The 22,696-nt window shown below is 43.8% G+C and carries 23 protein-coding genes; 1 reads left to right on the plus strand and 22 read right to left on the minus strand.

What is annotated here, in order from left to right; all coding sequences use genetic code 11:
- From ftsA to NFU07_RS03265, 21 genes are all read right to left on the minus strand, one after another.
- The gene (gene ftsA / locus NFU07_RS03165) at window positions 1-1,281 is read right to left on the minus strand and encodes a cell division protein FtsA (RefSeq protein WP_235196622.1); all 1,281 of its coding nucleotides are present in this window, start codon (window positions 1,279-1,281) and stop codon (window positions 1-3) included.
- Window positions 1,282-1,382: 101 nt separating this feature from the next.
- On the minus strand, window positions 1,383-1,748 hold the full coding sequence (locus NFU07_RS03170; protein ID WP_251474561.1) for a small basic family protein: 366 nt from the start codon (window positions 1,746-1,748) through the stop codon (window positions 1,383-1,385).
- Window positions 1,749-1,750: 2 nt separating this feature from the next.
- Window positions 1,751-2,467, minus strand: coding sequence for a DUF881 domain-containing protein (locus tag NFU07_RS03175; protein ID WP_251474564.1), 717 nt, complete (start codon window positions 2,465-2,467; stop codon window positions 1,751-1,753).
- Between the two features lie 16 nt (window positions 2,468-2,483).
- Window positions 2,484-3,233 (minus strand): DUF881 domain-containing protein, encoded by a 750-nt coding sequence (locus tag NFU07_RS03180; RefSeq protein WP_251474566.1) that lies wholly within the window; start codon window positions 3,231-3,233, stop codon window positions 2,484-2,486.
- Window positions 3,187-3,996, minus strand: a complete 810-nt coding sequence (locus NFU07_RS03185; RefSeq protein ID WP_251474569.1) for a cell division protein FtsQ/DivIB — start codon at window positions 3,994-3,996, stop codon at window positions 3,187-3,189. Before NFU07_RS03185 ends, NFU07_RS03180 begins: the two co-directional genes overlap by 47 nt.
- A 19-nt stretch (window positions 3,997-4,015) precedes the next feature.
- On the minus strand, window positions 4,016-5,380 hold the full coding sequence (gene murD / locus NFU07_RS03190) for a UDP-N-acetylmuramoyl-L-alanine--D-glutamate ligase (protein WP_251474571.1): 1,365 nt from the start codon (window positions 5,378-5,380) through the stop codon (window positions 4,016-4,018).
- Entirely contained in the window at window positions 5,381-6,349 is a 969-nt protein-coding gene (gene mraY / locus NFU07_RS03195) for a phospho-N-acetylmuramoyl-pentapeptide-transferase (RefSeq protein WP_251474575.1), read from the minus strand. It lies immediately after the preceding gene.
- 24 nt (window positions 6,350-6,373) lie between these two features.
- Complete coding sequence (locus NFU07_RS03200; RefSeq protein WP_251474578.1) at window positions 6,374-8,737, minus strand: penicillin-binding protein; 2,364 nt, start codon at window positions 8,735-8,737, stop codon at window positions 6,374-6,376.
- On the minus strand, window positions 8,734-9,093 hold the full coding sequence (ftsL, locus tag NFU07_RS03205) for a cell division protein FtsL (protein WP_251474581.1): 360 nt from the start codon (window positions 9,091-9,093) through the stop codon (window positions 8,734-8,736). The genes NFU07_RS03200 and ftsL overlap by 4 nt, the downstream gene beginning before the upstream one ends.
- 12 nt (window positions 9,094-9,105) lie before the next feature.
- Window positions 9,106-10,044, minus strand: a complete 939-nt coding sequence (gene rsmH, locus NFU07_RS03210; RefSeq protein WP_251474583.1) for a 16S rRNA (cytosine(1402)-N(4))-methyltransferase RsmH — start codon at window positions 10,042-10,044, stop codon at window positions 9,106-9,108.
- 22 nt (window positions 10,045-10,066) lie between these two features.
- Window positions 10,067-10,498, minus strand: coding sequence for a division/cell wall cluster transcriptional repressor MraZ (mraZ, locus tag NFU07_RS03215; RefSeq protein ID WP_052651091.1), 432 nt, complete (start codon window positions 10,496-10,498; stop codon window positions 10,067-10,069).
- A gap of 147 nt (window positions 10,499-10,645) precedes the next feature.
- Entirely contained in the window at window positions 10,646-12,265 is a 1,620-nt protein-coding gene (gene bshC / locus NFU07_RS03220) for a bacillithiol biosynthesis cysteine-adding enzyme BshC (RefSeq protein WP_251474586.1), read from the minus strand.
- A gap of 75 nt (window positions 12,266-12,340) precedes the next feature.
- Complete coding sequence (locus tag NFU07_RS03225; protein ID WP_251474588.1) at window positions 12,341-12,724, minus strand: DUF3397 family protein; 384 nt, start codon at window positions 12,722-12,724, stop codon at window positions 12,341-12,343.
- Window positions 12,725-12,727: 3 nt separating this feature from the next.
- Entirely contained in the window at window positions 12,728-13,585 is an 858-nt protein-coding gene (locus NFU07_RS03230; protein WP_251474590.1) for a ketopantoate reductase family protein, read from the minus strand.
- 82 nt (window positions 13,586-13,667) lie between these two features.
- Complete coding sequence (locus NFU07_RS03235; protein ID WP_251474592.1) at window positions 13,668-15,218, minus strand: acyl-CoA carboxylase subunit beta; 1,551 nt, start codon at window positions 15,216-15,218, stop codon at window positions 13,668-13,670.
- A gap of 31 nt (window positions 15,219-15,249) precedes the next feature.
- Window positions 15,250-15,465 carry an acyl-CoA carboxylase biotin carboxyl carrier protein subunit gene (locus NFU07_RS03240; protein ID WP_235196636.1) on the minus strand — a complete coding sequence of 72 codons (216 nt, stop codon included), beginning with the start codon at window positions 15,463-15,465 and terminating at the stop codon, window positions 15,250-15,252.
- Complete coding sequence (locus NFU07_RS03245) at window positions 15,462-16,811, minus strand: acetyl-CoA carboxylase biotin carboxylase subunit (RefSeq protein WP_251474595.1); 1,350 nt, start codon at window positions 16,809-16,811, stop codon at window positions 15,462-15,464. Before NFU07_RS03245 ends, NFU07_RS03240 begins: the two co-directional genes overlap by 4 nt.
- A 191-nt stretch (window positions 16,812-17,002) precedes the next feature.
- Window positions 17,003-18,577: an S-layer homology domain-containing protein gene (locus NFU07_RS03250; RefSeq protein WP_251474597.1), complete on the minus strand. Its 1,575-nt coding sequence runs from the start codon at window positions 18,575-18,577 to the stop codon at window positions 17,003-17,005.
- A gap of 158 nt (window positions 18,578-18,735) precedes the next feature.
- Window positions 18,736-19,485, minus strand: coding sequence for an enoyl-CoA hydratase/isomerase family protein (locus NFU07_RS03255; protein WP_251474599.1), 750 nt, complete (start codon window positions 19,483-19,485; stop codon window positions 18,736-18,738).
- 87 nt (window positions 19,486-19,572) lie between these two features.
- Window positions 19,573-19,749, minus strand: coding sequence for a 50S ribosomal protein L32 (gene rpmF, locus NFU07_RS03260; RefSeq protein WP_033541041.1), 177 nt, complete (start codon window positions 19,747-19,749; stop codon window positions 19,573-19,575).
- A gap of 24 nt (window positions 19,750-19,773) precedes the next feature.
- Entirely contained in the window at window positions 19,774-20,307 is a 534-nt protein-coding gene (locus NFU07_RS03265) for a YceD family protein (RefSeq protein ID WP_251474601.1), read from the minus strand.
- Between the two features lie 127 nt (window positions 20,308-20,434).
- Between NFU07_RS03265 and NFU07_RS03270 the strand changes: the two genes are divergently transcribed.
- Window positions 20,435-21,649 (plus strand): nucleotidyltransferase, encoded by a 1,215-nt coding sequence (locus NFU07_RS03270; RefSeq protein WP_251474608.1) that lies wholly within the window; start codon window positions 20,435-20,437, stop codon window positions 21,647-21,649.
- Here the strand turns inward: NFU07_RS03270 and NFU07_RS03275 are convergent.
- A complete protein-coding gene (locus NFU07_RS03275; protein WP_251474611.1) occupies window positions 21,622-22,647 on the minus strand; it encodes a SepM family pheromone-processing serine protease in 1,026 nt (341 codons plus the stop codon). The two genes, NFU07_RS03270 and NFU07_RS03275, sit on opposite strands and share 28 nt — an antisense overlap.
- Window positions 22,648-22,696: the final 49 nt, after the last annotated feature.

Here is a 22,696-nt window from a genome sequence, read left to right on the forward strand (position 1 = left end):
TTATTCAAAAAATCGATCGAATATCTTTTTGGCTTTTGTGACTACGCCTTCACTTTCCGGTTTAGCCGGTTTTTGCTTTTTAGGCTGATGCTGCTCTTGTTCGATTTTAACGGACTCGGATAACGCGGCTCCACTGCCTACGCGTCCATAGAACATATCTTCCATGTAAGCGTATTGGATCAATCCTACAGCAGTCGTGTATTGCGGTTCGCGCACCCCGATAAATTCAGGAACAAACAAACGCACACGAGTTTGAAGAATATGGCGAGCGAGTTCAGATAATCCCTCTAACTTCGCCATTCCGCCGGTTAAGACGATGCCTCCTGGAAGGTCCTGTACGCCAAGCCGGTAAAGCTCATCTAAAATCAGTTCGAAAAGTTCTTCCAGGCGAACTCCGATTATTTCAGATATGTATTTTTGGCTGTATTGCTCTTTTGTATCCGATCCGATAACAGGAACTTCAAAAAGTTCATCTTCCGATGCATCATCATAGAATGCATGGCCGTATTCCAGTTTGATTTTCTCTGCTTGTTCTGTTGGTGTTTTCAACACGATAGATAAGTCTTTTGTGACATGGTCGCCTCCGACAGGAATGACCGATGAAGCTGTCAAATGACCGTCTTGGAAAATGGCGATTGAAGTTGAACCTCCGCCGATATCAATGCAAGCGGTGCCATGATTTTTTTCATCCTCAGTCAAAGCATAGTACCCGGCCACTAAAGGCTGGACATAAATGTCTCTGATCTGCAGACCTGCGCGTTCGACGCATCTCAAGACATTATGCAGAATCGTCTTGGAGGTTGTTACCATTGTACCATCCATTTCAAGACGAATCCCGATCATGCCTCTTGGATCTTTAATTTCATCCAGATGATCGACGATGTATTGTTTTGGAATGATGTTGACAAGTTCGCGCTCTGGCGGAATTGAAATCACTTGTGCAGCATCCAGCACTCGATCCAAATCGTCATCTGAAATTTCCCGGTTTTCACTATTGACCGCTACTACGCCTTTTACAGGTTGAAGCATCGCCTTATTTGCAGGAATCCCGAGTACGACTTCATGAATGGATTTGCCGATCATGCGCTCCGCTTGATCAACTGCTTTTTTTATCGATTGGACTGTAGCATCTATATCAACAATCGCACCTTTTTTAATACCACTGGATTTTACATTTCCGACGCCGATGACATGCAACGACTTATTGGCCATTTCTCCGATTAAAACTTTCACGGATGACGAACCGATATCTAAGCTTACATATAATTCTGATTGACTCAATTCGTGGCACCTCCTTAGTAAACTGCTGTTACCTACATTCTATTGTAAATTGTACGCCTTGTCTAAGTAAAATAGAGCAACTTTGTAAATTTTCCTTCAATTTAACTGTGTGTTTCGCTCACTTGCTTTTTTTCAGCCCATTTTGCCAAGATGATTCGGCGAATGACCGCGATATTCTGGAATAGTCGGACCCCAAAAGCGAATATAGCTGCCAAATACAAATCGACCCCTAAATGGACGCCTAAGAACGCGAGGCCGGCTGCAAGAATGATATTGAAGAAAAAGCCGGAAACAAAAACCTTATCATCGTAGACTTGCTGCAAATGCGCCCGGATCCCTCCGAACAAAGTGTCCAATGAAGCTAAAACAGCTATCGACAAATAGTTCGCATACTCCGGAGGAATTTGGATATCAGTCAATAGGCCAAGCGAAATGCCTAAGATCAAACCTAAAATGGATAACCACATTGCTATTCCTCCTCCGCTATTTGTAAATGCCGATAATTGAGTTCCTTTTCGTAAGGCTCAATCGTCACTTGTTCTTGAGGCGCTGAAATTTCAACCGATAAATTATCGATGTAGAAATCGTCAAGGATCCTCGATGACAATAAATGATTATACAACTTTTCGGTGTCTTCCATCGAGTTGGAAGCGATCTTAATTTTAAAAGGGGGCGTTTGTATCGGAATTGCATTGACTGTCGTTAGGCCATTAATATCACGGATGGCAGTAGTATTGACTATCCGGTTTCCATCGACTGAGACATACAATCCATTATTGCGATTTATTTCATTTACCAATCGAATTAACAGATCGGGTGCAATATATTCGATTTCTTCTCCGAATGCCACCGCTTCAGCAGAAGGTTCAATCGTCACTTCGATTCCTGTAGCGGTCATTTCGGTAAGCCCCGCTAACCCCCTAAGCTCTTCAACCGTGTCTTTCAAGGCTTGCTCCGGACTCTCAGATGATATCTCTTCGTATTTCGATAGCGTCGCATCAAGTAAGCCGACTTCTGATAATAATTCAGAGTGGAGTTGCTTTTCCCTTGAAAGCTCTTGCCTGATTTCCCAGACATCGCGGGTATCCCTGGCATCAGGTTCGTTTATCGTATTATATTGAATAGCTGTCATTAATCCTATGACAAACAATATGATTGAAAACCGGGAAAAGATTTTCCTTTTCATGCAACTCCCCCCTCAATTATGATTCTGTTAATAATGCAGGCATCGTGATTTTTTGGCCGGCATCCATCGTTACGATAATATTGTCGTTGACCAATTGGTCCATGACACCACCTGCCAGTTTCATCGATGATTCTAAAGCATCCGGCTCCCCGATGGCTTCAATTGTGAAGGGCGCTGGATATTGAATGCCGTCTACAGTGATCACCGGCCCTGTGCAAACAATATAGGAATTCGCATGGATGCGCTGCCCGTTAATTGCTATCGCTTCGGCACCTGAAATGTAAAGCTCGTTGATGACTTGGAATACATGGCTTTCATGGACGATATAATCATTCGGATTGACCGAATCTGAATTGTATTCACCGTCTTGCAAAGTCACTTTCAATCCATTTCCTTCGACTGGCAATACCCCTAAATACAAACGCAGCGCTTCCGCTTCTTCCGCATAATCAGCAAAATGTTCTTCACCATCTGCAAAAGACTGTTCGAATTGCTGAACGTTTTTTTGTTTTTCTTCAATTTCTGAACGAAGCTCTTTATTCCGTTCCTGCTGTTCGATCAACTCTTCTCTAACCCGTTCTTCCTCTTGCGAAAATGCGCCTCCTGTAAATTCCGAGGCTTCTTGTTTCGCCTGGGAGAGACTGTAGGAGTAAGCCATGATAAATCCAAGTACAAGAAAGACGAGTGAAAAAACAATCGATTTGCTGAAACGATAGCGCTTATTCTGTCGGTTCTTCTGGTTCTTCTGGTTGTTCTGCTTCTTCAATATCGTCACCTTCCTTCGGAGGGCCATAGACATCATCATAGGACCGGAAAAATATTCCGACTTCCATATCGATGACTCCTTTTTGCCCATCTTCCAGTTGTGCAATGACCGATGGATAATAATTCAACTTATCGGTAAGGCCTTGCAAGATTCCTCTTACTTCATTGCCATCAGACATATATAAGGTAACAAAGGCTGCATCTTTATCGCTCGGATCTAAAATCACTTGGGAGATCAAGTTAAAAACTTCCGAATCGACTTCAGTCAGCTGAGAAACTAATTCTTCTTTCGTTTCTTGGCTTTCGAAATTCGAAAAAATGGGCCCGTCAACCACCGATATGGCTTTATCTAAAGCAAAACCGTTGGAAAGCAGCATTTGGTAGCTATTGCCTTGATCCAAGTAACCAATTTTCTCGTATTCCTTAATTCGGATGGCAACGCCGGTCAGCCATTTTTTCTGAACCTCGGCCTGCTCTACCCATTCAAGTTCTTTCAATTTCTCTTCAGCTTCCTTCTCCGTAAACGACCACATTGAATCGCCTATCGAAAGTTCACTGATTTCCTGGTAATCTTTTTCGCCGTATAGTTCCGCGCCTGCGACCGTGATTGTTTGAATCTCACTGTATTTCGTTTGGCTGTAAATGAGAATGGCAAGCAATAGAAGAAAAAGTAACAGCAAGGCAACGAACTTGCGATTGGTTCTCTTTTTCCGCCGCTCACGAAGCGTCGGGATGCGTTCTTCGATATCAATCACTTTGTCCATAATTGCTGCTCCTTTCTCTTTAGTCGTTTGCTTCCGTCACTTTACGGACAGCATCAATGAACGCGTCTCCGCGAATTTCAAAACTTTCATATTGATCCCAGCTCGCACAAGCAGGCGATAGAAGAATCGTATCCCCGTCTGTTGAATGATCGACTGCTTGCCCTACCGCTTCATCCATACCCGTTACCTTTTTAACTGCCGGCACTCCGCAGTCTTCTGCAAACTCGGCAAAACGGTCAGCTGTTTCGCCGAAAGTTATCAACGCTTTTACCCGGCTCATATAAGGGCGCAATTCTTCAAGAGAATGTTGGCGCTCAAGTCCGCCAGCAAGCAAAATCACTTGCCCTGGAAAAGCTTCTAATGCACTTTTTGTTGCCAATGCATTTGTTGCCTTGGAATCGTTGTAGAATTTGCGGCCTTTCCACGAAACGATGAATTGGGAGCGGTGTTTAACACCTGTAAAGGACGACAGGACCCGTATAATGGTTTCCTTCGTGCCGCCCCAAAGCAATGTAGCAGCTGTTGCCGCCAAGATATTTTCAAGATTATGTTGTCCGCCAAGCATGATTTTCGAACGTTCCATTATTTTTTCGCCTTGCCAGTAAATGAATTCGCTGTCAGCACTGATGCTTTTTTCCGTTCTGCCCTTTAAAGTGAAGGGCACGAGCTGCGCTTTACTCTTTGCGGCATAGGCAGACAATACAGGCTGGTCCGCATTATAAATGAAATAATCGTCCGCTGTCTGATTTTGGGTAATTTTCATTTTTGAAGCATTATAGTCTTCAATTGAACCGTGATAATCCAAATGCGCTTCATACAGATTGGTAATAATGGCAATGCGCGGCCGGAAGTCTACTGTCCCTTTTAGTTGGAAGGAAGAAAGTTCTGTAACGATGACATTCTTTTCTTCCGCTTTTTCAGCGACACCGCTTGCTACTGTTCCAATATTCCCTGCAATCAACGGCTTCTTCTCATCTTGGTTCAACATGTGGAAGAGCAGTGTCGTTGTAGTCGTTTTGCCGTTTGATCCGGTAATGCCGATAAACGGCGCTTCACTGATCAAATAGGCCAACTCAATTTCAGTCCACACCGGAATGCCTTTTTCCATAGCTGAACGAATCAACACGTTTGAATAAGGTATTCCCGGGTTCTTAACAACTAATTCAAATCCTTCATCCAGCAAATCTTCTGGATGGCGGCCGCAGATGACTGTTACGCCTAAATTCAGCAAATCTTGAGCCTCAGGATTTTCTTCAAAGCGTTTAGAGTCATTGACCGTTACGAAAGCGCCCAATCCGTGTAGGATGCGGGCGGCAGTAAATCCGCTCTTAGCCAGTCCGAGCACCAATACTTTTTTATGATAAAGTTCCGGAATCTGTTTCATTTACAATACCTCCAAAGCAATTGCAATAACTGCTGCGATAAGCCCTACTAACCAAAAGACCGTGACTACTTTCCATTCCGACCATCCGCTCAATTCAAAATGATGATGAATCGGACTCATTTTGAAAATGCGTTTCTTTCTTAATTTAAAGCTTCCCACCTGCAAAATAACAGACAAGGTTTCAATTACAAACACAAGGCCGATCAGCAATAACAGCAATTCCTGTTTCAATAGAATCGAAACCATCGCCAAAGCCCCGCCAAGTGCCAATGATCCGGTATCGCCCATAAATACTTTTGCGGGATATTTATTGAATACAAGGAATCCTAACAATGCTCCAGTTACAGAAAAAGTGAATATGGCAATTCCTGCTTCGTCTTGCACAATGGCAAGAACTCCATAAGCTGCAAATGCAATCGATGCCGTACCAGCAACTAAACCATCCAAGCCGTCCGTCAAGTTGACTGCGTTCGAGAAGCCGACAAGCCAGAAAATCATAAATAATACATATACCATCGACAATTCAAGCGAAATGGAAGTAAACGGAATTGATACAGCCGTATCAAACCCTACTCCGTTCAGCAAGAAAAAGGAGATGGCTGCGATAACGATTTGAGCGATTAATTTCTGGAGGGAAGTCAGTCCCAAGTTTCTTTTCAAAACCACTTTGATGAAATCATCCAGGAATCCGATCAAACCGAATCCAAATAACACTAACAGTAAGACAAATACTTTAGCGGTCAAGACATCAGCAATCATTGCCACAATCAGTACAGTTGCAATAATGGCAATCAAATATACGAGGCCACCCATGGTAGGTGTCCCCGTTTTCTTCATATGGGATTCAGGTCCTTCTTCGCGGATGCTTTGCCCAAACTTCATACGTTTTAAAAGCGGGATAAAGATCGGCATTAACACCACAGTTAAGAGCAACGCTAATCCAAGGCCCAGCAACATGTAAATATCCATTATAGAGCTCCTTTAAATAGTAAATTATTCCCCGGTTTCTTCGGTGATTGGTTCTTCTAAGTTTTCTTCGACAATGCTGCCTTCTTCGATTACCGGTTCTTCAACCGATTCTTCATCAACGGCATTCTCATCCATTTCCACTTCCAGACCGTCTTGCTCAAGTTCTTCTTCGGAAGTGTTTTCCGCGTCTGTCTCCGGTATTCCTTCAGGCCCGTCTGCCATTAGCTGATTGAATGATTCTTCAGGAGTCAGCAACTGGATGACAATCGGTTCTCTCGGAGCAACTTCTGCACCTTGCGACAAGCTCTGGCTGACTGCGAATCCTTGTCCGGCAATTTCCAATGACAACCCGCTCAATGATTGGAAAGCAAGCAAATCACGCTTTGACCATCCGGTAAAATCAGGAAGCAACGGCACCCCTTCAGTTTTCAGGATCACTTTCGCGCCTTCTGCCACTGTTTCCCCTTTAGCTGGGTATTGGGCGATTACCTTGTCGCCTTTGCCGGCAGACACTGCTTTGATGCCTTGTTCAGCAAGCTGAGAAGTAAGGTCTTTCACGGATTTCCCGGTATAATCGTCCACTTCGAACGTTTTAGCCGTTTCGGAATTTTCCGGTTCAATATTCATATACTTCAATCCATTTTCCATCACTGAAGTGAAAATCTTGGAAACTGGAATTGAACCATATTCATCTAAAGGCAGCTGCGGCTGCTGAACACCAATATAAATCAGCAACTCCGGATTTTCGGCTGGCGCCATTCCAAGGAAGGAATACAAGTAATTATTTCTTCCAACCATATAGCGGCCATCTTCTCCAGGAATTTGCGCTGTCCCAGTCTTGCCGGCTACTGTATAATCTTGCAAAGCGAACGGCCGTCCTGAACCATGTTCCGAAGTCACAGTAGAAGCTAGAACTTCCCGTACTTTTTGGGCAGTCTCCGCAGAAATCGGATTTCCGGCTTTTTCCGGCTCGCTTTTAACGGAAACTTCTCCCGTATCCGGGTTTTTAATCTGATCAATAACGTAAGGCTTCATCATCGTTCCATCGTTCGCGATGGCTGAAGCAGCCTGGATCATTTGAATCGGCGTCACCGTAGATCCTTGCCCAAAGGCAGTAGTCAAACGTTCCATCGGATAATTGTTCAAGACAGTACCTGAAGCTTCATTCGGCAGATCGATTCCGGTTTTTTTGCCAAAGCCGAATGCATCCACGTATTTCATGAAGTTTTCCGGTCCGATCCGTTCAAGCAAATATGCCATTGAAACGTTAGAGGAGCGTTGGAAACCTTCCAAGAACGTTATGCTCCCCCACCCTCTCCTACCGTTATGGTCACCGATCGTCGTTCCAAGCAATGTATAAGATCCTGAATTGTAATAAGCGTTCGGATCCCATTTTCCTTCTTGGATTGCCGATGCCAGTGTAAACATTTTCATCGGCGAACCTGGCTCAATCGTCAATTCAATGCTTTCATTCAGCCAATTATCGGATAAGCCATCCCGCGTATTCGGGTTAAAAGTTGGACGTTGCGTCATGGCTAAGATTTCTCCTGTTTTCGGATCCGCAATAACCGCAATCATCCTTGTAGGCGAATATTCTTGCTGAACATTATTCATCGCATCTTCCAAAAAGTTCTGCAATGTTTTGTCCAAGGTCAACTGCAAATTCGAACCATCCACGGCTGGAGTTACGATCGAGTCGCTATTCGGCAACAAATATCCCCATTTATCCGTGTCAAATTCCATTTTACCGTTCTTTCCAGTTAACACCTCATCATGAATGGCTTCAAGCCCCATTTTCCCTTTTGTTACGATTTGCCCATCTTCCAATTCTTCCTTTAAAGCAAAACCGATCAAATGAGAGGCGAAACTTCCATTTGGATAAAGCCGTTTCAAATCTCTTACAAATAAGATTCCCGGAAGGTCTTCTTCTTTCATTTCCAGCATTTTCGTATGGCTGATTTCCCGTCCGGCAGAACCGAATTCAACCTGATACCGGTCTTTTTCAATCCCCGTCTCTAAAATTTTCAGTATCTCATTTTCTTCCATATCCAGATGTTCCGAGAGAACCTGTGCTGTCATTTCAGGGTCGACCACATGATTCGGGTCTTTAGGGTTCTGAGTTGCGGATTCTTCGACCACTGCCACTAATTTGTATGACAATGTATCTTCCGCTATAACTTCTCCGTTGCGGTCAAGTATTTTTCCGCGTTCTGCGGAAAGTACTTCTTCTTGGCTGTATTTGGCTGCCGCTTTCGCTGCCAATTCCTGGCCTTCAACAGATCCCGTTGCCTGAATAGTAACAATTCTCAGCGCCAAAATGAAAAAGAGCCCTGCAAAAGTCAAAAACAGCAGAAAGGCTCCCCATTGAAATCGAAACTTTTTTTTCATTGCCCAGGCACTACCTTTACATTTTGCTCATTTAATTTAAGGCCAGATTCTTTTGCTTTTGACCAAATGCGCTCATATGTAGAAAGTTCACTGACTTGTACAGACAAATCTGTATTTTGTTTCACTTTTTCATCGATTGATTGTTCAATTGTTTGAATTTCTTGAGTAGATGCCTGAATTTCCGATTGATTTTGTAAAATCATCAATGCACAAAAGACAAAAGCCGCCAAGAAAGACAAATAAAGGACTTTCTCACCTTTTGTGATTAAACTTTTTTTCTTGACCGGCTGCCGACTCGGGTTTTGAGGAACGGCCGGCTGTTGTATGTATGCTTCTTTTCTTGCATTCAACGCCATTTGAACACGCCCTTATTCTCTGATTTTTTCTGCTATCCGCAATTTCGCTGATCGCGAACGGTTATTTTGCTCTAATTCTTCTTCTGAAGGCAAGATCGGCTTTCTCGTAATCAGCTTCAGCATCGGTTCCATGCCTTCCGGGATGACCGGTAAATTCGGCGGCAGTTCTGGAAGAGAGGAAGCTTCTTTAAAAATCGTCTTGCATAACCGGTCTTCTAATGAATGGAAAGTGATTACACTAATCCGGCCGCCTACTGCTAACAACTCTAACGCATGCTGCAAGGATATTTCAGCTGCTCCCAATTCATCATTTACGGCAATGCGGATTGCTTGGAATACGCGTTTTGCCGGATGGCCGCCTTTTCGCCTCGCAAATGCCGGAATGCCGTCTTTGATGCATTCCACTAGCTGCCCCGTCGTTTCAATCGGCTCAATTTCTCTGGCCGCTTCAATTTTACGGGCGATTTGCTTGGAGAACTTCTCTTCTCCGTACCGATAGAAAATCCGGACCAACTCTTCAAATGGCCATTCATTTACTACATGGTAGGCGCTTAAGGGAGCTGATTGGTCCATTCGCATATCGAGTGGTGCATCATTGTGATAACTGAATCCCCTTTCAGGCGTATCCAGTTGTGGGGATGATACCCCTAAGTCATAAAGGATGCCATCGACTTTGTCGATCCCGCGCATTTCAAGTTCTTCTTTTATCAATTTAAAATTCGCATGGATGAAGGTGATTCGGTGCAGATAATCTGCCAACTTTTCTTTCGCATGCTCAATCGCTGTCGCGTCTTGGTCAAAACAAAACAAATGTCCTTCATCTGATAATTGCTGTACTAAATATTCACTGTGCCCTGCCCCGCCTAGCGTGCAGTCCACATAGATGCCATCAGGACGAATGTTCAGTCCATCGACAGTCTCTTGGAGTAAAACCGTGGTGTGGTTGAACAATCCATTCCCCCCGTTCAATTTTTCAAAAATCAAAGTCCGCTAAATTCTCTGCAATATCATTGAATGAATCTTCTGATGCTGTAAAGTATTCTTCCCATGCATCTTTCGCCCATATTTCAAAGCGGTTCGACACTCCGAGGATTATGCATTCTTTGTCCAGTTTTGCGTATGTTAGCAACGTTGAAGGGATATTGACGCGCCCTTGTTTATCGAGTTCGACTTCAGATGCACCCGAGAAAAAGAATCGTGTAAAAGCACGTGCGTCTTTTTTAGTGACCGGAAGCTCTTTCAGCTTTTCTTCGATCTTTTGCCATTCATCCATTGTGTAACCAAATAAGCATTGATCCAGGCCACGGGTAATCACAAAACTTTCGCCAAGCTGCTCGCGAAATTTTGCAGGCACGATTAAACGTCCCTTTGCATCAACGCTATGTTGATATTCTCCCATGAACATGCCCGTCACCCCACTTATTGATTTTAATGTACCACAATCCCCCACTTCTCACCACTTGTTTTTGAAATATTTCATGTATGTTACGAAAATAAATCTCAGTTCTACTTCTTGAGACAAAAAAAGTCTGCCGAGGCAGACTTTTTGGACTTACATATAGATGATTTTGTGATTTTTGTCATATTTGAAATTCAGCTTCATCATGTCCTGCACGAGTGTCATTCCGTATTCATTCATATAAGGAAAAGGACTATATACTCGCTCTTGCAGACTATTATTTGGAATTAACTCATTCTCTATCATTTCAAAATGATTAAATTGGGTGCTGTTTTGAAGCATCACTTCATCTTCTAATTTGTTTTTCAAAAAATCCAATTGCTTTAAATGGATTTTAAGATTCTTTTCGACAATCGGGGTCAAGCCTTTGCTGATTGCAGAAAACTTTTCTTGAATAGCTTCATATTCTGCTTGAAGATTTGTTTTCAATTCTTCAACCATCGCTTCGGCATCTTTTTCGCGAACCGAGTCCATCAACTGGATCTTCAGTTGGGCCACTTTTTTGCCATTGACGATTTCATTGAAATCCAGTCCGTATTTCTCCATTAAACTCTGCACTTGGCGGTTCACAAGCGTCATGCCAAGACGCGGTAAAATGATCGGCATTTCCATGCCCATTAGCTTAAATGCCTCTTTCAGAGCAGCCCAGTAGGAAATTTCACCGGGTCCCCCTACAAAAGCCAATACCGGGAACACCATTTCTTGCATTAACGGTCTCGTCACCACATTATTGCTTAAGCGTTCTGGATTTTTTGCGGCAATTTCTTTGAGCTCTTCTGCCGAAAAGGAAACAGCTCCGCCGTTACCGATAAAACGGCCTTCGCTTCTTTGCAGCAGAATGCGTTCGCCTTGGACTGTGATGAATAGATTTGCCGCATCAGCCTCAGCTTCGATTGCAGCCGGATAGCCTTGTTTAACCAACGATTGCTCTGTACGATAGACCGCTTCCGCAATAGCTGTCGACTTTTCGATCATTTCCAGGAAATAAGAAGATTCATATTGACGCAATTCCGGAAACGCTGCATCTATGAATAATAAGCCCTCTTCTTGGAAAAAATAATTGATAAAGGCAGCAAAGAAATCCGTGAACGAATCTGACGCTTCTAAAAAGCGGAAAGCCGTTTGATGCAATTCTTTGGAATGTGCAGTCTCTGGCAAGCTCCGGAAATACTCTTCCAAAAACTCCGTGATTTTCTTTTTGTTTAATTTCGCAGCAGAAGCTGAGCTTTTTCCGTACTCCACGTGTGGAAAGTTCAATTTGTCCACCCGCCCGCTGACTTCACGGTACAGATGGCTGATTTCTGCTAAATCATGGTCTTCCCCGGCAATCCAGAATACCGGGACCACTTTTCGGTTTAGCCGGTCACTTGCTTCTTTCGCCAAGACGATAACAGAAATCGCTTTATGCACTGTGTAGAGCGGCCCAGTCAAAAGGCCGGCTTGCTGGCCGGTCACAACGACCGGCGCACCGTCTTCAAATGCCTGCAAATGCTCCGATGCTTTGTCTGAGATGCCCTGGCGGCCCATATAGTTCCTTAAAATCGAACTGAGCCGCAGCCGGTCTACCGGATGCTGCTTAAGAACTTCCATTCTTTCAGCGAACTTTTCTAAGGCTGGTTCATAGGAAAAATAGTTATAAATTCCGTTCTCGCCATTTATGTAATCATTCATTAATTTATTTGCCGGTGCGGCATATTGTTCTTCTAGCCTCATGAAAAAAAGTCCCCTTTTCCCTATACATTCAAACTTACTATATCAAAAGGCAGTGAGAAATAAAAAAAATCAGCTTCATACCCCTAAAAAATGCAAAAATGAAAGAACAATCCCAATTGCCCAGATCGAAGCATAGGCAAGGGCAAGAAGCACGAAATACATGCGCCAAGTTTGGCGGATATACCTCATTATTTCTATTTCTTTTGTCTGCTTCCATTCAATGACAAGCAAAACGATCGCAATCAATATCGCAATTAAATAAATGAGTGCAGATATTTCAATATGCCAAATCGCTTTAATCGAAACGGGCACTGAAAGGAACAGCAGAAATGTGGTCAAATCAGCAGCAAGGCCGATTGATTGGTATTTCATTTTTTTGCGTGCAATCAGCACAACTAAAAGAAAGGCAAGAAATGGCGCAAAGATGAAAACTGCCCCAATCGTATATAGAATATCCATCGCTTATACCTCAGTCGCTTTTAATAGATTATATAAGGTCTTCAATAAGGGCAGTTCAACTTTTGACCGCCGCAATGTATACAGCAAAATCGTATCGAGCTCCATTTTCCTTTTGGCTAATTTATCAGCCAGCATGGAAGATGTGTTCGCCGATGTTGAAGCGCATAAAGCCGTGACTTCCTCGAAAGGAAGGAGTTTTTCAATTTCAGGAAATGCGAGATACAGTTCCGTGTAAAGATTTTTCAATAATTCATAGGCATGATAATTCGTCAACAACTCGCCATTTTTAATTTCCATTAAAGCGGTTAAGGGATTGATCAAGCAATTCAATAACACTTTACGGAATAAGAGCTGATCGGCATCTTCCACCCAACCGCTCGTAAAGCCTTGGATGCCGGCCAACGGCTTGAAAGTGGAAGCTTCTCCTCTTGCTAGCGCAAACTTCACCGTTCCGAGCCCTGTGTGCCTTATTTCTGTCGCGCCCACTTTGAGTGCTCCGTGTTCAACGCTGCCTAATGCGATTTGCTGCTGCGGCAGCTCTCCGATCATTTCAATGTGCAGCATGCCGTTTTGAAGGAAAATCAGCGGGTTGTCCGGACATTCACGGCTGAGTACAGGCAACAAGTCTTGAAGCGCATCATACTTCACTGCCACTATAATATAGGTGTCCGGTGAAATCAGTTGAAACTCTGTAATAGCAGGTATCTGATACAGCTTATGGTCTTTTAAAATCCCTATTTCTTCGATTTCCTTCGCTTGCTTTTCAGTCTTTGGCATCAACTGAACATCTTCTCCTGCATCTTTCAACAGACAGGCTATCAGCATGCCAATCGCTCCAGCGCCGACCACTGCAAATTTCATCTGATTCCCTCCCATGTCCAAAACGATTATACTCTCAAAAAAGAAGCCTGCCTTATAAAGGCAGACTCCAGGTTATTTCTTATTATACAGGATTAATCGCATGTTTTCGATATGGCAACGGCAAATCTTTTGTTTCGTAGAAAGAAAGGCGCTGCGATAGAACTTCGCGCAATTGGCTAGGCGCGATAATTTCATCGATGATCATTTCTGAAGCCAGTTTATAAATATCGATTTCTTCTTTATATTCCTGATGCTTCTCCTGAACAAATTTCAAACGTTCTTTCGGATCTTCGATCGCTTCGATTTTGTTCGAGTAAACAGCATTGACTGCTGCTTCTGGTCCCATTACTGCAATTTGGGCAGTCGGGAGCGCAATGCAGACATCCGGCTCAAAAGCAGGACCAGCCATCGCATAAAGTCCAGCACCGTAGGCTTTACGGACAATGACTGAAATTTTAGGCACCGTCGCCGAACTCATCGCTGCGATAAATTTGGCGCCGTGGCGGATAATGCCTGCCCGCTCGACTTTCGTCCCGATCATAAATCCAGGAACATCTGCAAGGAACAATAACGGAATGGAGAATGCGTCGCAAAGATTAATGAATTTCGCGCCTTTATCTGCTGAATCGCCGAACAAGACCCCGCCTTTAACTTTCGGCTGGTTCGCTAAAATTCCAACTGCTTGTCCATCGATGCGGGCAAGCCCCGTGATCAATTCACCGGCAAATAGCTTTTTGATATCGAAGAAACTGCCTTCATCCACCAATTGATCGATCAATTCGTACATATCAAACGGTGCATTCTGATTTTCCGGAATGATCGCTTCTAATGAACGGCCAGCCTTTTGCGCTTTCGATTCGATTCTTTCCGGCTTCACAGCGAAATTCGCAGGGAAGAATTGCAGGTAGCGGCGAGCTTCTGAAATCGCTTCTTCTTCCGTCGAAACCAATACATCGCCGACTCCACTGACGGTGCAATGCATGCGGGCCCCGCCCATTTCTTCGAGCGTCACTTTTTCGCCAATTACTTTTTCAGCCATACGCGGCGAGCCCAAATACATGGAAGCATTGCCTTCCACCATGATGACAATGTCACAAAAAGCGGGTATGTAAGCGCCACCTGCTGCAGATGGACCAAACAATAGGCAAATTTGCGGAACCATTCCGGACATTCTCACCTGATTATGGAAAATCCGCCCTGCACCTCTGCGGTTCGGGAACATCGCGAGTTGGTCGGTAATGCGAGCGCCTGCCGAATCAACTAAATACAGCATCGGCACTTGCATCTTCTCTGCGGTTTCTTGGATGCGGATGATTTTTTCCACGGTTCTGAAGCCCCATGAACCGGCTTTTACAGTTGAATCATTGGCCATAACGCAAACTGTTTCGCCGTTTACTTTACCAATTGCTGTCACCACGCCATCGGCCGGCAGGTCTCCCGCTTCAACATTTGCAAAGCGTCCATCCTCAACATAGTTTTCATCATCAAATAATAATTTAAGCCGATCGCGTACAAATAATTTATTGCTTTCCTTCATTTTTTCGTGGTATTTCTGCTGCCCCCCAGCAAAAATCGTAGCCAACTTCTGTTCTAAACGTTCGTTATAACCCGTTGTTTCGGTGGTTTTCGTCATTTTTGCATCCCCTTTGCACGGAAATCCGTTGTTATTCGCCGAATGTGATTAACGTATCTTCTTCGTTGACAAAGCCGCCGATTTCAACGTGGATTTTTTCCACTTTGCCGCCTGCTTCCGCTTCTACAGGAATTTCCATTTTCATGGATTCCAAAGTTAAAATTGCTTGGCCAGCAGAGACCGTTTCCCCTTCTGCCACCAAAATATTCAATACTGTACCTGCCATTGATGCTTTTACTTCTTTCATAATCCTGATTCCTCCTTTGATTTTTCCATCCACTTCGATAATGTCGATGTTGCATATTCTCCCGAAACGAATTCCTGGGATTCGATAAATTCATGGAATAACGGGATGTTGGTTTTCACTCCTGTTATTGTAGCATGATTGAAAAAATTCTGTGATTTGCGAAGCGCATCAATCCGGTCTTCCCCTGTAACAATGATTTTTGAAATCATCGGGTCATAGAACGGCGTTACCGCATTGCCTTGTTCATAGCCGGATTCAATGCGGGCATCCTGCCCCCAAATGATTTTCTCAAGTGTTCCGGGTGAAGGGAAAAAGGTTTTTGGATCTTCTGCATAAATTCGGTATTCGATGGCATGGCCAGTCGATTCGATTTCATTTTGCGCAGGCAAAACTTCTCCGTTGGATACTTTCAACTGCCATTCAACCAAATCAAGCCCTGTTACTTGTTCTGTTACAGGATGCTCTACTTGGAGACGAGTGTTCATTTCCAAAAAGTAGAATTCGTTATTTTCATCAACAATAAATTCCACTGTGCCTGCATTGGTATAGGCAACCGCTTTTGCTGCCTGTACAGCTGCTTCGCAAAGCTTTTGCCTTACATCTTGCGGCAAGTTCGGCGAAGGCGATTCTTCGATCACTTTCTGGTTGCGGCGCTGAACGGAACAATTCCGTTCAAAAAGATGGACGATGTTACCATGCTGATCCCCAAAAATTTGAACTTCGATGTGGCGGGCATTCGGCAAGAATTTCTCTAAGAAAACGATATCATCGCCGAAGTATGCTTTAGCACGATTTTTTACCGATAGAAACTGTTGACTGAGCGCTTGCTCACTATCACAGCGCACCATTCCAATGCCGCCGCCTCCGGCACTTGCCTTTAACATAATCGGATAGCCGATTGCTGCCGCTTCTTTTATCGCATCTTCAAGAGTAGCCACACCGTTTTCTGTTCCTGGTACAACCGGAACATTTGCCTCGATCATCGTTCTGCGCGATTCGATCTTATCGCCCATTTTTTCGATTATATCAGCTGCTGGACCGATAAATGTCAATCCTGCTTTTTCGACTTTGCGCGCGAAATCCGCATTTTCAGACAACAGGCCGTATCCGGGATGGATAGCCGATGCGCCGTGCGCTTTCGCTGTTTCAATAATTTTGTCCCCTTGTAAATAAGATTGGACAACTGGATTCGGCCCAATCAATACATGTTCAGTTGCTTCACTTACATAAGGCAGATCCCCATCAGCCTCGGAGTGGATGGCAACTGTTTCAATCCCCAGCTTGTTGCACGTACGTATAATTCGGCGTGCAATTTCACCGCGGTTGGCAATCAGGATTTTATTCATATAAGAAATACCCCCTGTGTTTTTCTCCCTTCTCTAGCATATACGAAATTTGTAAGCGATTTCAACTATTCTTATAAAAATTATCATTTTAGGCTTTTGCCGTAAGTTTGCCGGAAATTAAAAAGCACCTCTGAAGGCATACTGATATTCCAGTATGTCTTCAAAGGCGCCGTATTTAGCAATAAAAATTATTATTCTTCAGCTTCAAAATAAACTTTTTCAATGCCTGTAAAATTTACTGTCGAATCTCCCAATTTCACTTTAGATAAAATCACCAGCACTTTTTCCTGCTCATTGTAAATCAGATGGTCAATGGCACCATACGATTCAAGCTGGCCAAGTGATTTTAAAGTTTTATAGTCATAGGCCTGGATGTAATTTTTCTTATTGGACGTATAGACCTCTCCAAATTCCATATCAAAAGCAATCGAATTGTAAGGGCGGTCCAATTTCCCATGGTATACCATATCTGCACTGTCGGTTGCAGAAGAACGGAATACATGTCCCGTACTGTTGAAAATGAATTTTCCATCCGGTGAAAGGAGGATATCTTTTTCCATCGGATAAGTACCATGGTAAGGAGAATAGACCTCACCTTTTATCTCACCATCCGCAATAGCGAATGCCGAAATATTCCGCGGGGAAGTGTCAGTTGTAATGGTATAAATTTTGTTTTCAGCTGGATGCATATCCATAAAAGAAGCAGCCCGAACCTGTTGTAAACTGATGACTTCACCTGTCGCTCCATTATACCCGACCATCGGTGCAAATTGGCCAGACCCAGGTGTAATGTAAACGAATCCGTTGCTATCGGCTTCAATATCATACGGATCAATATCAATATTGATCGTCTTTTCTAAAACCATAGAATCTGCATCGACTATAGCATAAGCACCTTGCTGCTCTTTTTCAAACCAATACGGGCTGTGCTTGCCCTTCGACTGCGTCAAATACAGTTTGCCGCCTGCCATAGCTAAACGTTCAATCGGAAGCGATAATTTTACAGAATCCATTTCATACGTATCGTAATTGAACGAAACCACTTCATTTGTATTCCCATCGAGCAAATAGAGGATCGGTTCTACAGGATCTGCGACATAATCAAGAACGGTAATTTCCACCAACGCTTCTAATAGCGTGTCCGCAACAGATGGATTATCCGGTTGGAATGAAGGCTCAATTACGCGTGTCATGAACGCTGCAAATTGGGCACGGTCAATTGTCTGGGACGGACGGAACGTACCGTCTGGATAGCCCACAGTGATATTATTCGCTGCCATTGCCGAAATATGCCAATATGCTTTAGAGGACTGGGATACGTCTTTGAATCCTTTCGGATAGATGCCGCCAAGTTCATATGCTCTTGAAAGAATGATAGCCATCTCAGCTCGCGTCAATTTTCCTCGAGGATCAAAAGTTTGGTTGCCTTTTCCGGAAATGATGCCGAGCGCAACTGCTTTCGCTACATCTTCATATCCTCTTTCTCCAGGTTTTATATCTTTGAATCCAGGGTTTGGAATAGCTTCCATCTCTGGTTGAATTTCTCTCATTAACATTTGGACTGCTTGGATACGCAGTATCGGCTCGTTTGGACGGAATGTCCCATCTTGGAAACCAAAGATGATTTCTTTGCCGGTCAAATACTCGATTTCCGCTTTGAAACTGGATACGTCTTTAAAAGACGGTGTTGCTGCCAATGAATGTGACGGTAAAATAAAGCCTAATAGTAAGAAGACCATGAACCCTTTTGCAATAATCTTAAACACATCTAACTCCCTTTCTCTATTTCGTGCTTATTTATTATATTCGAAGGTCCTGGTGGCTACTCTAGTCAAATGTATTCATTTTATCTTGTATTTCTAGAACTTCTATTAAATGGCAATAAAATAAAAAAACAGCCTTAAAAAAAAGCTGTTTCATTTCTTTATTTCTTCTTATTCAGGAATCTTTCAACCGCCTCGTGATGGGCATCCGCTTCCCACAGTTCTGCACAAATTCGGATTTCTTCATTTACCCGGTCTTTTAAGTTTGAACTTTGCCATTTGCGTATGGCAATCTCTTTATAGGCACGGTGGACTTCCGGAAGTATTTTTTTCATGGAATGGAAAAATTCGTCCACGTCGGTATCCGAATCCACTACTTTAGTGGCCCAACCGTTTTCAAGCAATTCATTGGCTGTATAGACTTTAGCTTCGCTCAGCATTTTAAGCGCCTCGGCATGCGGCAAGGTCTCCATTGCGTACGTTCCCCCGCCCCAGCCGCTTGTAATGGCGAGCGTCCCTTGGATAAAGCCGCATTTTGCATGGCTGCGGACTAACCGGTAATCGCAGGCAGTCGCGATTTCACAGCCGCCGCCGACAGCCATGCCATTGATCAGCGCGACCACCGGGACCGGCAACGTTTTCACTTGGTAAAGGACATCGCCCATTTTTTTCAACATCGGATAAGCTTCATTCCGCGTTCGTAAATTCTGATAAACCGACAAATCGCCTCCAGAACAAAAAGCTTGTTCCCCTGAAGCCGTGATGATGACAAATTGCGGCTTATCGCTATGTACTTGTACTACTAATTCTTCAAGGCCTTGGATCACTTCATCATTGATTGCGTTTCGGATATGGGGACGATCGATTGTAAAAGTCAATATGCCATCGGACAAATCTATTTTATAAGACATCAAACCACTCCTTGCTTAAATTTAGATAGAGAAAAAGGCTATCGAGAGCCATGGCCTCTCAATAGCCTTTTAGCAGCAAATACTGGTTTATTTGCTTGCTACAACTTCTTTCCCTTTGTATGATCCACATGCTTTGCAGACGTGGTGAGCCAATTTCGATTCGCCACAGCTAGGGCAAGTTACCATGCCCGGCACTGACAATTTGAAATGAGTACGGCGTTTTCTTTTAACGGTTTTGGACGTTCTTCTGAACGGTACAGCCATTGGTGACACCTCCTTACAATGATTCTATTCATCTGACTGATCAAAATACTTTGCTAAATCAGCAAGTCTTGGATCCGGTTTTGGTGGTGCTTCTGCTTTCTCGGCTTCCACTTGCTCATCCGTTGAATACGACCAATCGTTGCCGCCTGTTATAACGGCTTCGTCGGCGTCTTCCTTAAAGACTTGTATCGGTATCTCAAGCAAAACAAGTTCTTCCAGTATCGGCTGAAGATCAATTGTTTCAGCATCTACAAAATGAACATTATCTTCCCTGCTTTCCCGGTCTTTTTCAGACCAAGAAAAAATTTCAACCGATTCTACGTCAATCGGGAATTCAACGTCTTCCCAAGTTCGTGCACAAGGCAAGATCAACTTGCCTTCGAGATGGAGCTGGCACGTTATTTGTTGCGAACCAACTGTACAATGTCCGGTGACATGCATAGGAGAAACATCACGAATATCACTATTGCGATCTTTCACTGCATCTAACCGGATCGTTTCGTCGATTGGCATTCCGTCTTTGCGAAACTTTTGAAGCTGTTGAATCGCCATTTTCATAAGTATCACCTCTAAGACAACAAAGTTGATTATATAATGCACAGAAAAAGATGTCAAGATAAAATCTTGTCAGGGGTTTCTAAACATCGGTATACTGTAGATTAAGTTTACCAAAGGGGAGAGCCAAATGAAAGCTACAGGTATTATTGTTGAATACAATCCATTTCATAACGGACATCTTTACCATGCCGAGCAAGCAAAAAAGAAATCCGGTGCGGATGTCGTCATTGCTGTCATGAGCGGGCAATTTCTTCAGCGCGGCGAACCGGCTTTTGTCGATAAATGGACGCGTTGCGAAATGGCCCTTCAGAACGGCGTCGACCTTGTAATCGAACTTCCTTATGTCTACGCCACAGGACAGGCTTCCGATTTTGCAAAAGGCGCCATACATCTTTTAGAAGCCATCGGCAGCGAATCTTTCTGTTTTGGCAGCGAGCAAGGTGCTATCGAGCCATTTTTAAATTCCTATGCCTTATTATCCGCTCACCGCGCTGAATACGACCGTTTGATCCATGAAGCTATCCAAACCGGCATTAGCTATCCAAAAGCCTTAAACAATGCTTACAAAGCGCTTACAGGCTCGGATGCGGGGTTCGCAGATTTATCCCAACCCAATAACATCCTTGGCTACCATTACATAGAAGCGGCAAAAAATTCCCGGTTTGCTATTCAGCCTTTGACCATACAGCGAATTGCCGCCAATTACCACGATCCGGTCAATAAAGATTTGACGATTGCCAGCGCAACAGGCATTCGCAAAGCTTTTTTTGAAGAAGGATCGCTTGAAGAGCTTTCACGTTTTATGCCTGCCGCTTCTATCGATTCCCTTGTTTCATTTCACGACGTTCACGGTGTGTTTGGCAGCTGGGAATTATTTTACCCAGTACTTCGTACCATTATCTTGCGAGAGCGGCCAGAAAATCTAAAACGATTTGCTGAAGTGACAGAAGGAATCGAAAACCTCATCTACGAAGCGGCAAAAAAAGAACCCTATTTTGAAGAATTCATTGCGCGAATCAAATCCAAACGTTTTACAAGAACCCGAGTCCAGCGCATGCTCACCCATATTTATACCGGATTCACATGGGAACAATTGCGTTCTTTTGAAAAGCCTTCCTATCTACGTTTGCTAGGAATGACAGAAGCCGGCCGGCAATACCTCAATACACAAAAAAAGAATATCGAACTCCCCCTTATCAGCCGCGCCGCTGACCTCAGCGACGGGATGGGAGGACTCGATATTCATGCAAGCTACATGTATTTATCCGGTATGGGCATTGCCAATCTTCAAAAGGAATATTCCACACCGCCCTATTATTTGGCTTCTAAATCCGCTAAATAATCAAGTGCATCTGTGACATTTTGAACCGGAACAATTTCCATGTCTGAATTGATTTTTTCAGCCGTTTCCACCGCAACGTCGTAATTGGTTTCATCTACGCCTTCGGCTTCATCATCTGGAGCAAAGAAAATTTCGATTCCTTCATTGTCGGCAGCGATGATTTTCTGGTCGATGCCGCCAATTCTTCCTACACTTCCATCACTGGCCATTGTGCCAGTGCCTGCTACATTATAGCCTTTTGTAATATCTTCATCCAGCAACTGATTGATGATTTCCAGCGTGAACATCAAGCCTGCAGAAGGTCCGCCAATCGAATCGGAATCAATCTCCACTTTTGGAGTTGTCATAATATCCTTATTTTCTACAAACGATATTCCGAGGCCGATACGCTCCCTTTCACTTGGCAATGGAGCCAGTTCGATCTCATTGGTGATTTCCCGATCGTCGCGTTCATAGACAACTTCTACTGATTCCCCTTCTTTTTTGCTCGAAATGTAATCGACAAATTCCTGTTGGGCAGAAAATTCATTGCCATCCAGTGACAGCACCTGATCCCCTGCCTGCAGCGTTCCATCTGCCGCGCCGCCTTCTAGCACATTTAAAACGAACACTCCGTTATTGGTCACTTCATAAGGCAATTCTGCTTGTTCGAAAGCCACCTGCAAAGCGTTGATCTGGGAATCCGACATCAGCTTTAGTTGGCGGACGTTGTATTCTTCATCGCTTTCATGCGGACTTCGGACTTGTTCCGGCTTTAAAACCTTGTAGCCGTCTTTCACTTTGGCATATAGGTAAAGGGAAGGCGTCGCATTCAACATCGAAACAGTCATAAGGCTCAATGTCCCTTCGTCGTCTTCATCTCCCCCTTCAACTTTCACTAGAGGGCTCAATTCGTAAGCGCCGCCTGGTCGGGTAATATAAAGGTCTAAGCGGTACGTCGAAACGAAAATAGCCAATGCGGCTACAAGTACCACGATAATCAGTTTTTTGTTCTTCATACGCTGCTCCTTTCTTTTTGCAGCTCAATTACAAAAAGCCACGCAAAAC

Source organism: Planococcus sp. NCCP-2050, assembly GCF_023708025.1.
In the GTDB taxonomy this organism is placed as follows: Bacteria; Bacillota; Bacilli; order Bacillales_A; family Planococcaceae; genus Planococcus.

Bases quoted from the DNA above. Each gene is read 5' to 3' on its own strand.
- NFU07_RS03230 (WP_251474590.1), bottom strand. From the start codon at position 13,585: ATGAAATTTGCAGTGGTCGGCGCTGGAGCGATTGGCATGCTGATAGCC.
- NFU07_RS03200 (WP_251474578.1), bottom strand. From the start codon at position 8,737: ATGAAAAAAAAGTTTCGATTTCAATGGGGAGCCTTTCTGCTGTTTTTG.
- NFU07_RS03225 (WP_251474588.1), bottom strand. From the start codon at position 12,724: ATGGATATTCTATATACGATTGGGGCAGTTTTCATCTTTGCGCCATTT.
- mraZ (WP_052651091.1), bottom strand. From the start codon at position 10,498: ATGTTCATGGGAGAATATCAACATAGCGTTGATGCAAAGGGACGTTTA.
- NFU07_RS03270 (WP_251474608.1), top strand. From the start codon at position 20,435: ATGAAAGCTACAGGTATTATTGTTGAATACAATCCATTTCATAACGGA.
- bshC (WP_251474586.1), bottom strand. From the start codon at position 12,265: ATGAGGCTAGAAGAACAATATGCCGCACCGGCAAATAAATTAATGAAT.
- NFU07_RS03255 (WP_251474599.1), bottom strand. From the start codon at position 19,485: ATGTCTTATAAAATAGATTTGTCCGATGGCATATTGACTTTTACAATC.
- NFU07_RS03170 (WP_251474561.1), bottom strand. From the start codon at position 1,748: ATGTGGTTATCCATTTTAGGTTTGATCTTAGGCATTTCGCTTGGCCTA.
- NFU07_RS03275 (WP_251474611.1), bottom strand. From the start codon at position 22,647: ATGAAGAACAAAAAACTGATTATCGTGGTACTTGTAGCCGCATTGGCT.
- mraY (WP_251474575.1), bottom strand. From the start codon at position 6,349: ATGGATATTTACATGTTGCTGGGCCTTGGATTAGCGTTGCTCTTAACT.
- murD (WP_251474571.1), bottom strand. From the start codon at position 5,380: ATGAAACAGATTCCGGAACTTTATCATAAAAAAGTATTGGTGCTCGGA.
- NFU07_RS03235 (WP_251474592.1), bottom strand. From the start codon at position 15,218: ATGACGAAAACCACCGAAACAACGGGTTATAACGAACGTTTAGAACAG.
- NFU07_RS03240 (WP_235196636.1), bottom strand. From the start codon at position 15,465: ATGAAAGAAGTAAAAGCATCAATGGCAGGTACAGTATTGAATATTTTG.
- rpmF (WP_033541041.1), bottom strand. From the start codon at position 19,749: ATGGCTGTACCGTTCAGAAGAACGTCCAAAACCGTTAAAAGAAAACGC.
- NFU07_RS03265 (WP_251474601.1), bottom strand. From the start codon at position 20,307: ATGAAAATGGCGATTCAACAGCTTCAAAAGTTTCGCAAAGACGGAATG.
- ftsL (WP_251474581.1), bottom strand. From the start codon at position 9,093: ATGGCGTTGAATGCAAGAAAAGAAGCATACATACAACAGCCGGCCGTT.
- NFU07_RS03185 (WP_251474569.1), bottom strand. From the start codon at position 3,996: ATGGACAAAGTGATTGATATCGAAGAACGCATCCCGACGCTTCGTGAG.
- NFU07_RS03245 (WP_251474595.1), bottom strand. From the start codon at position 16,811: ATGAATAAAATCCTGATTGCCAACCGCGGTGAAATTGCACGCCGAATT.
- NFU07_RS03175 (WP_251474564.1), bottom strand. From the start codon at position 2,467: ATGAAAAGGAAAATCTTTTCCCGGTTTTCAATCATATTGTTTGTCATA.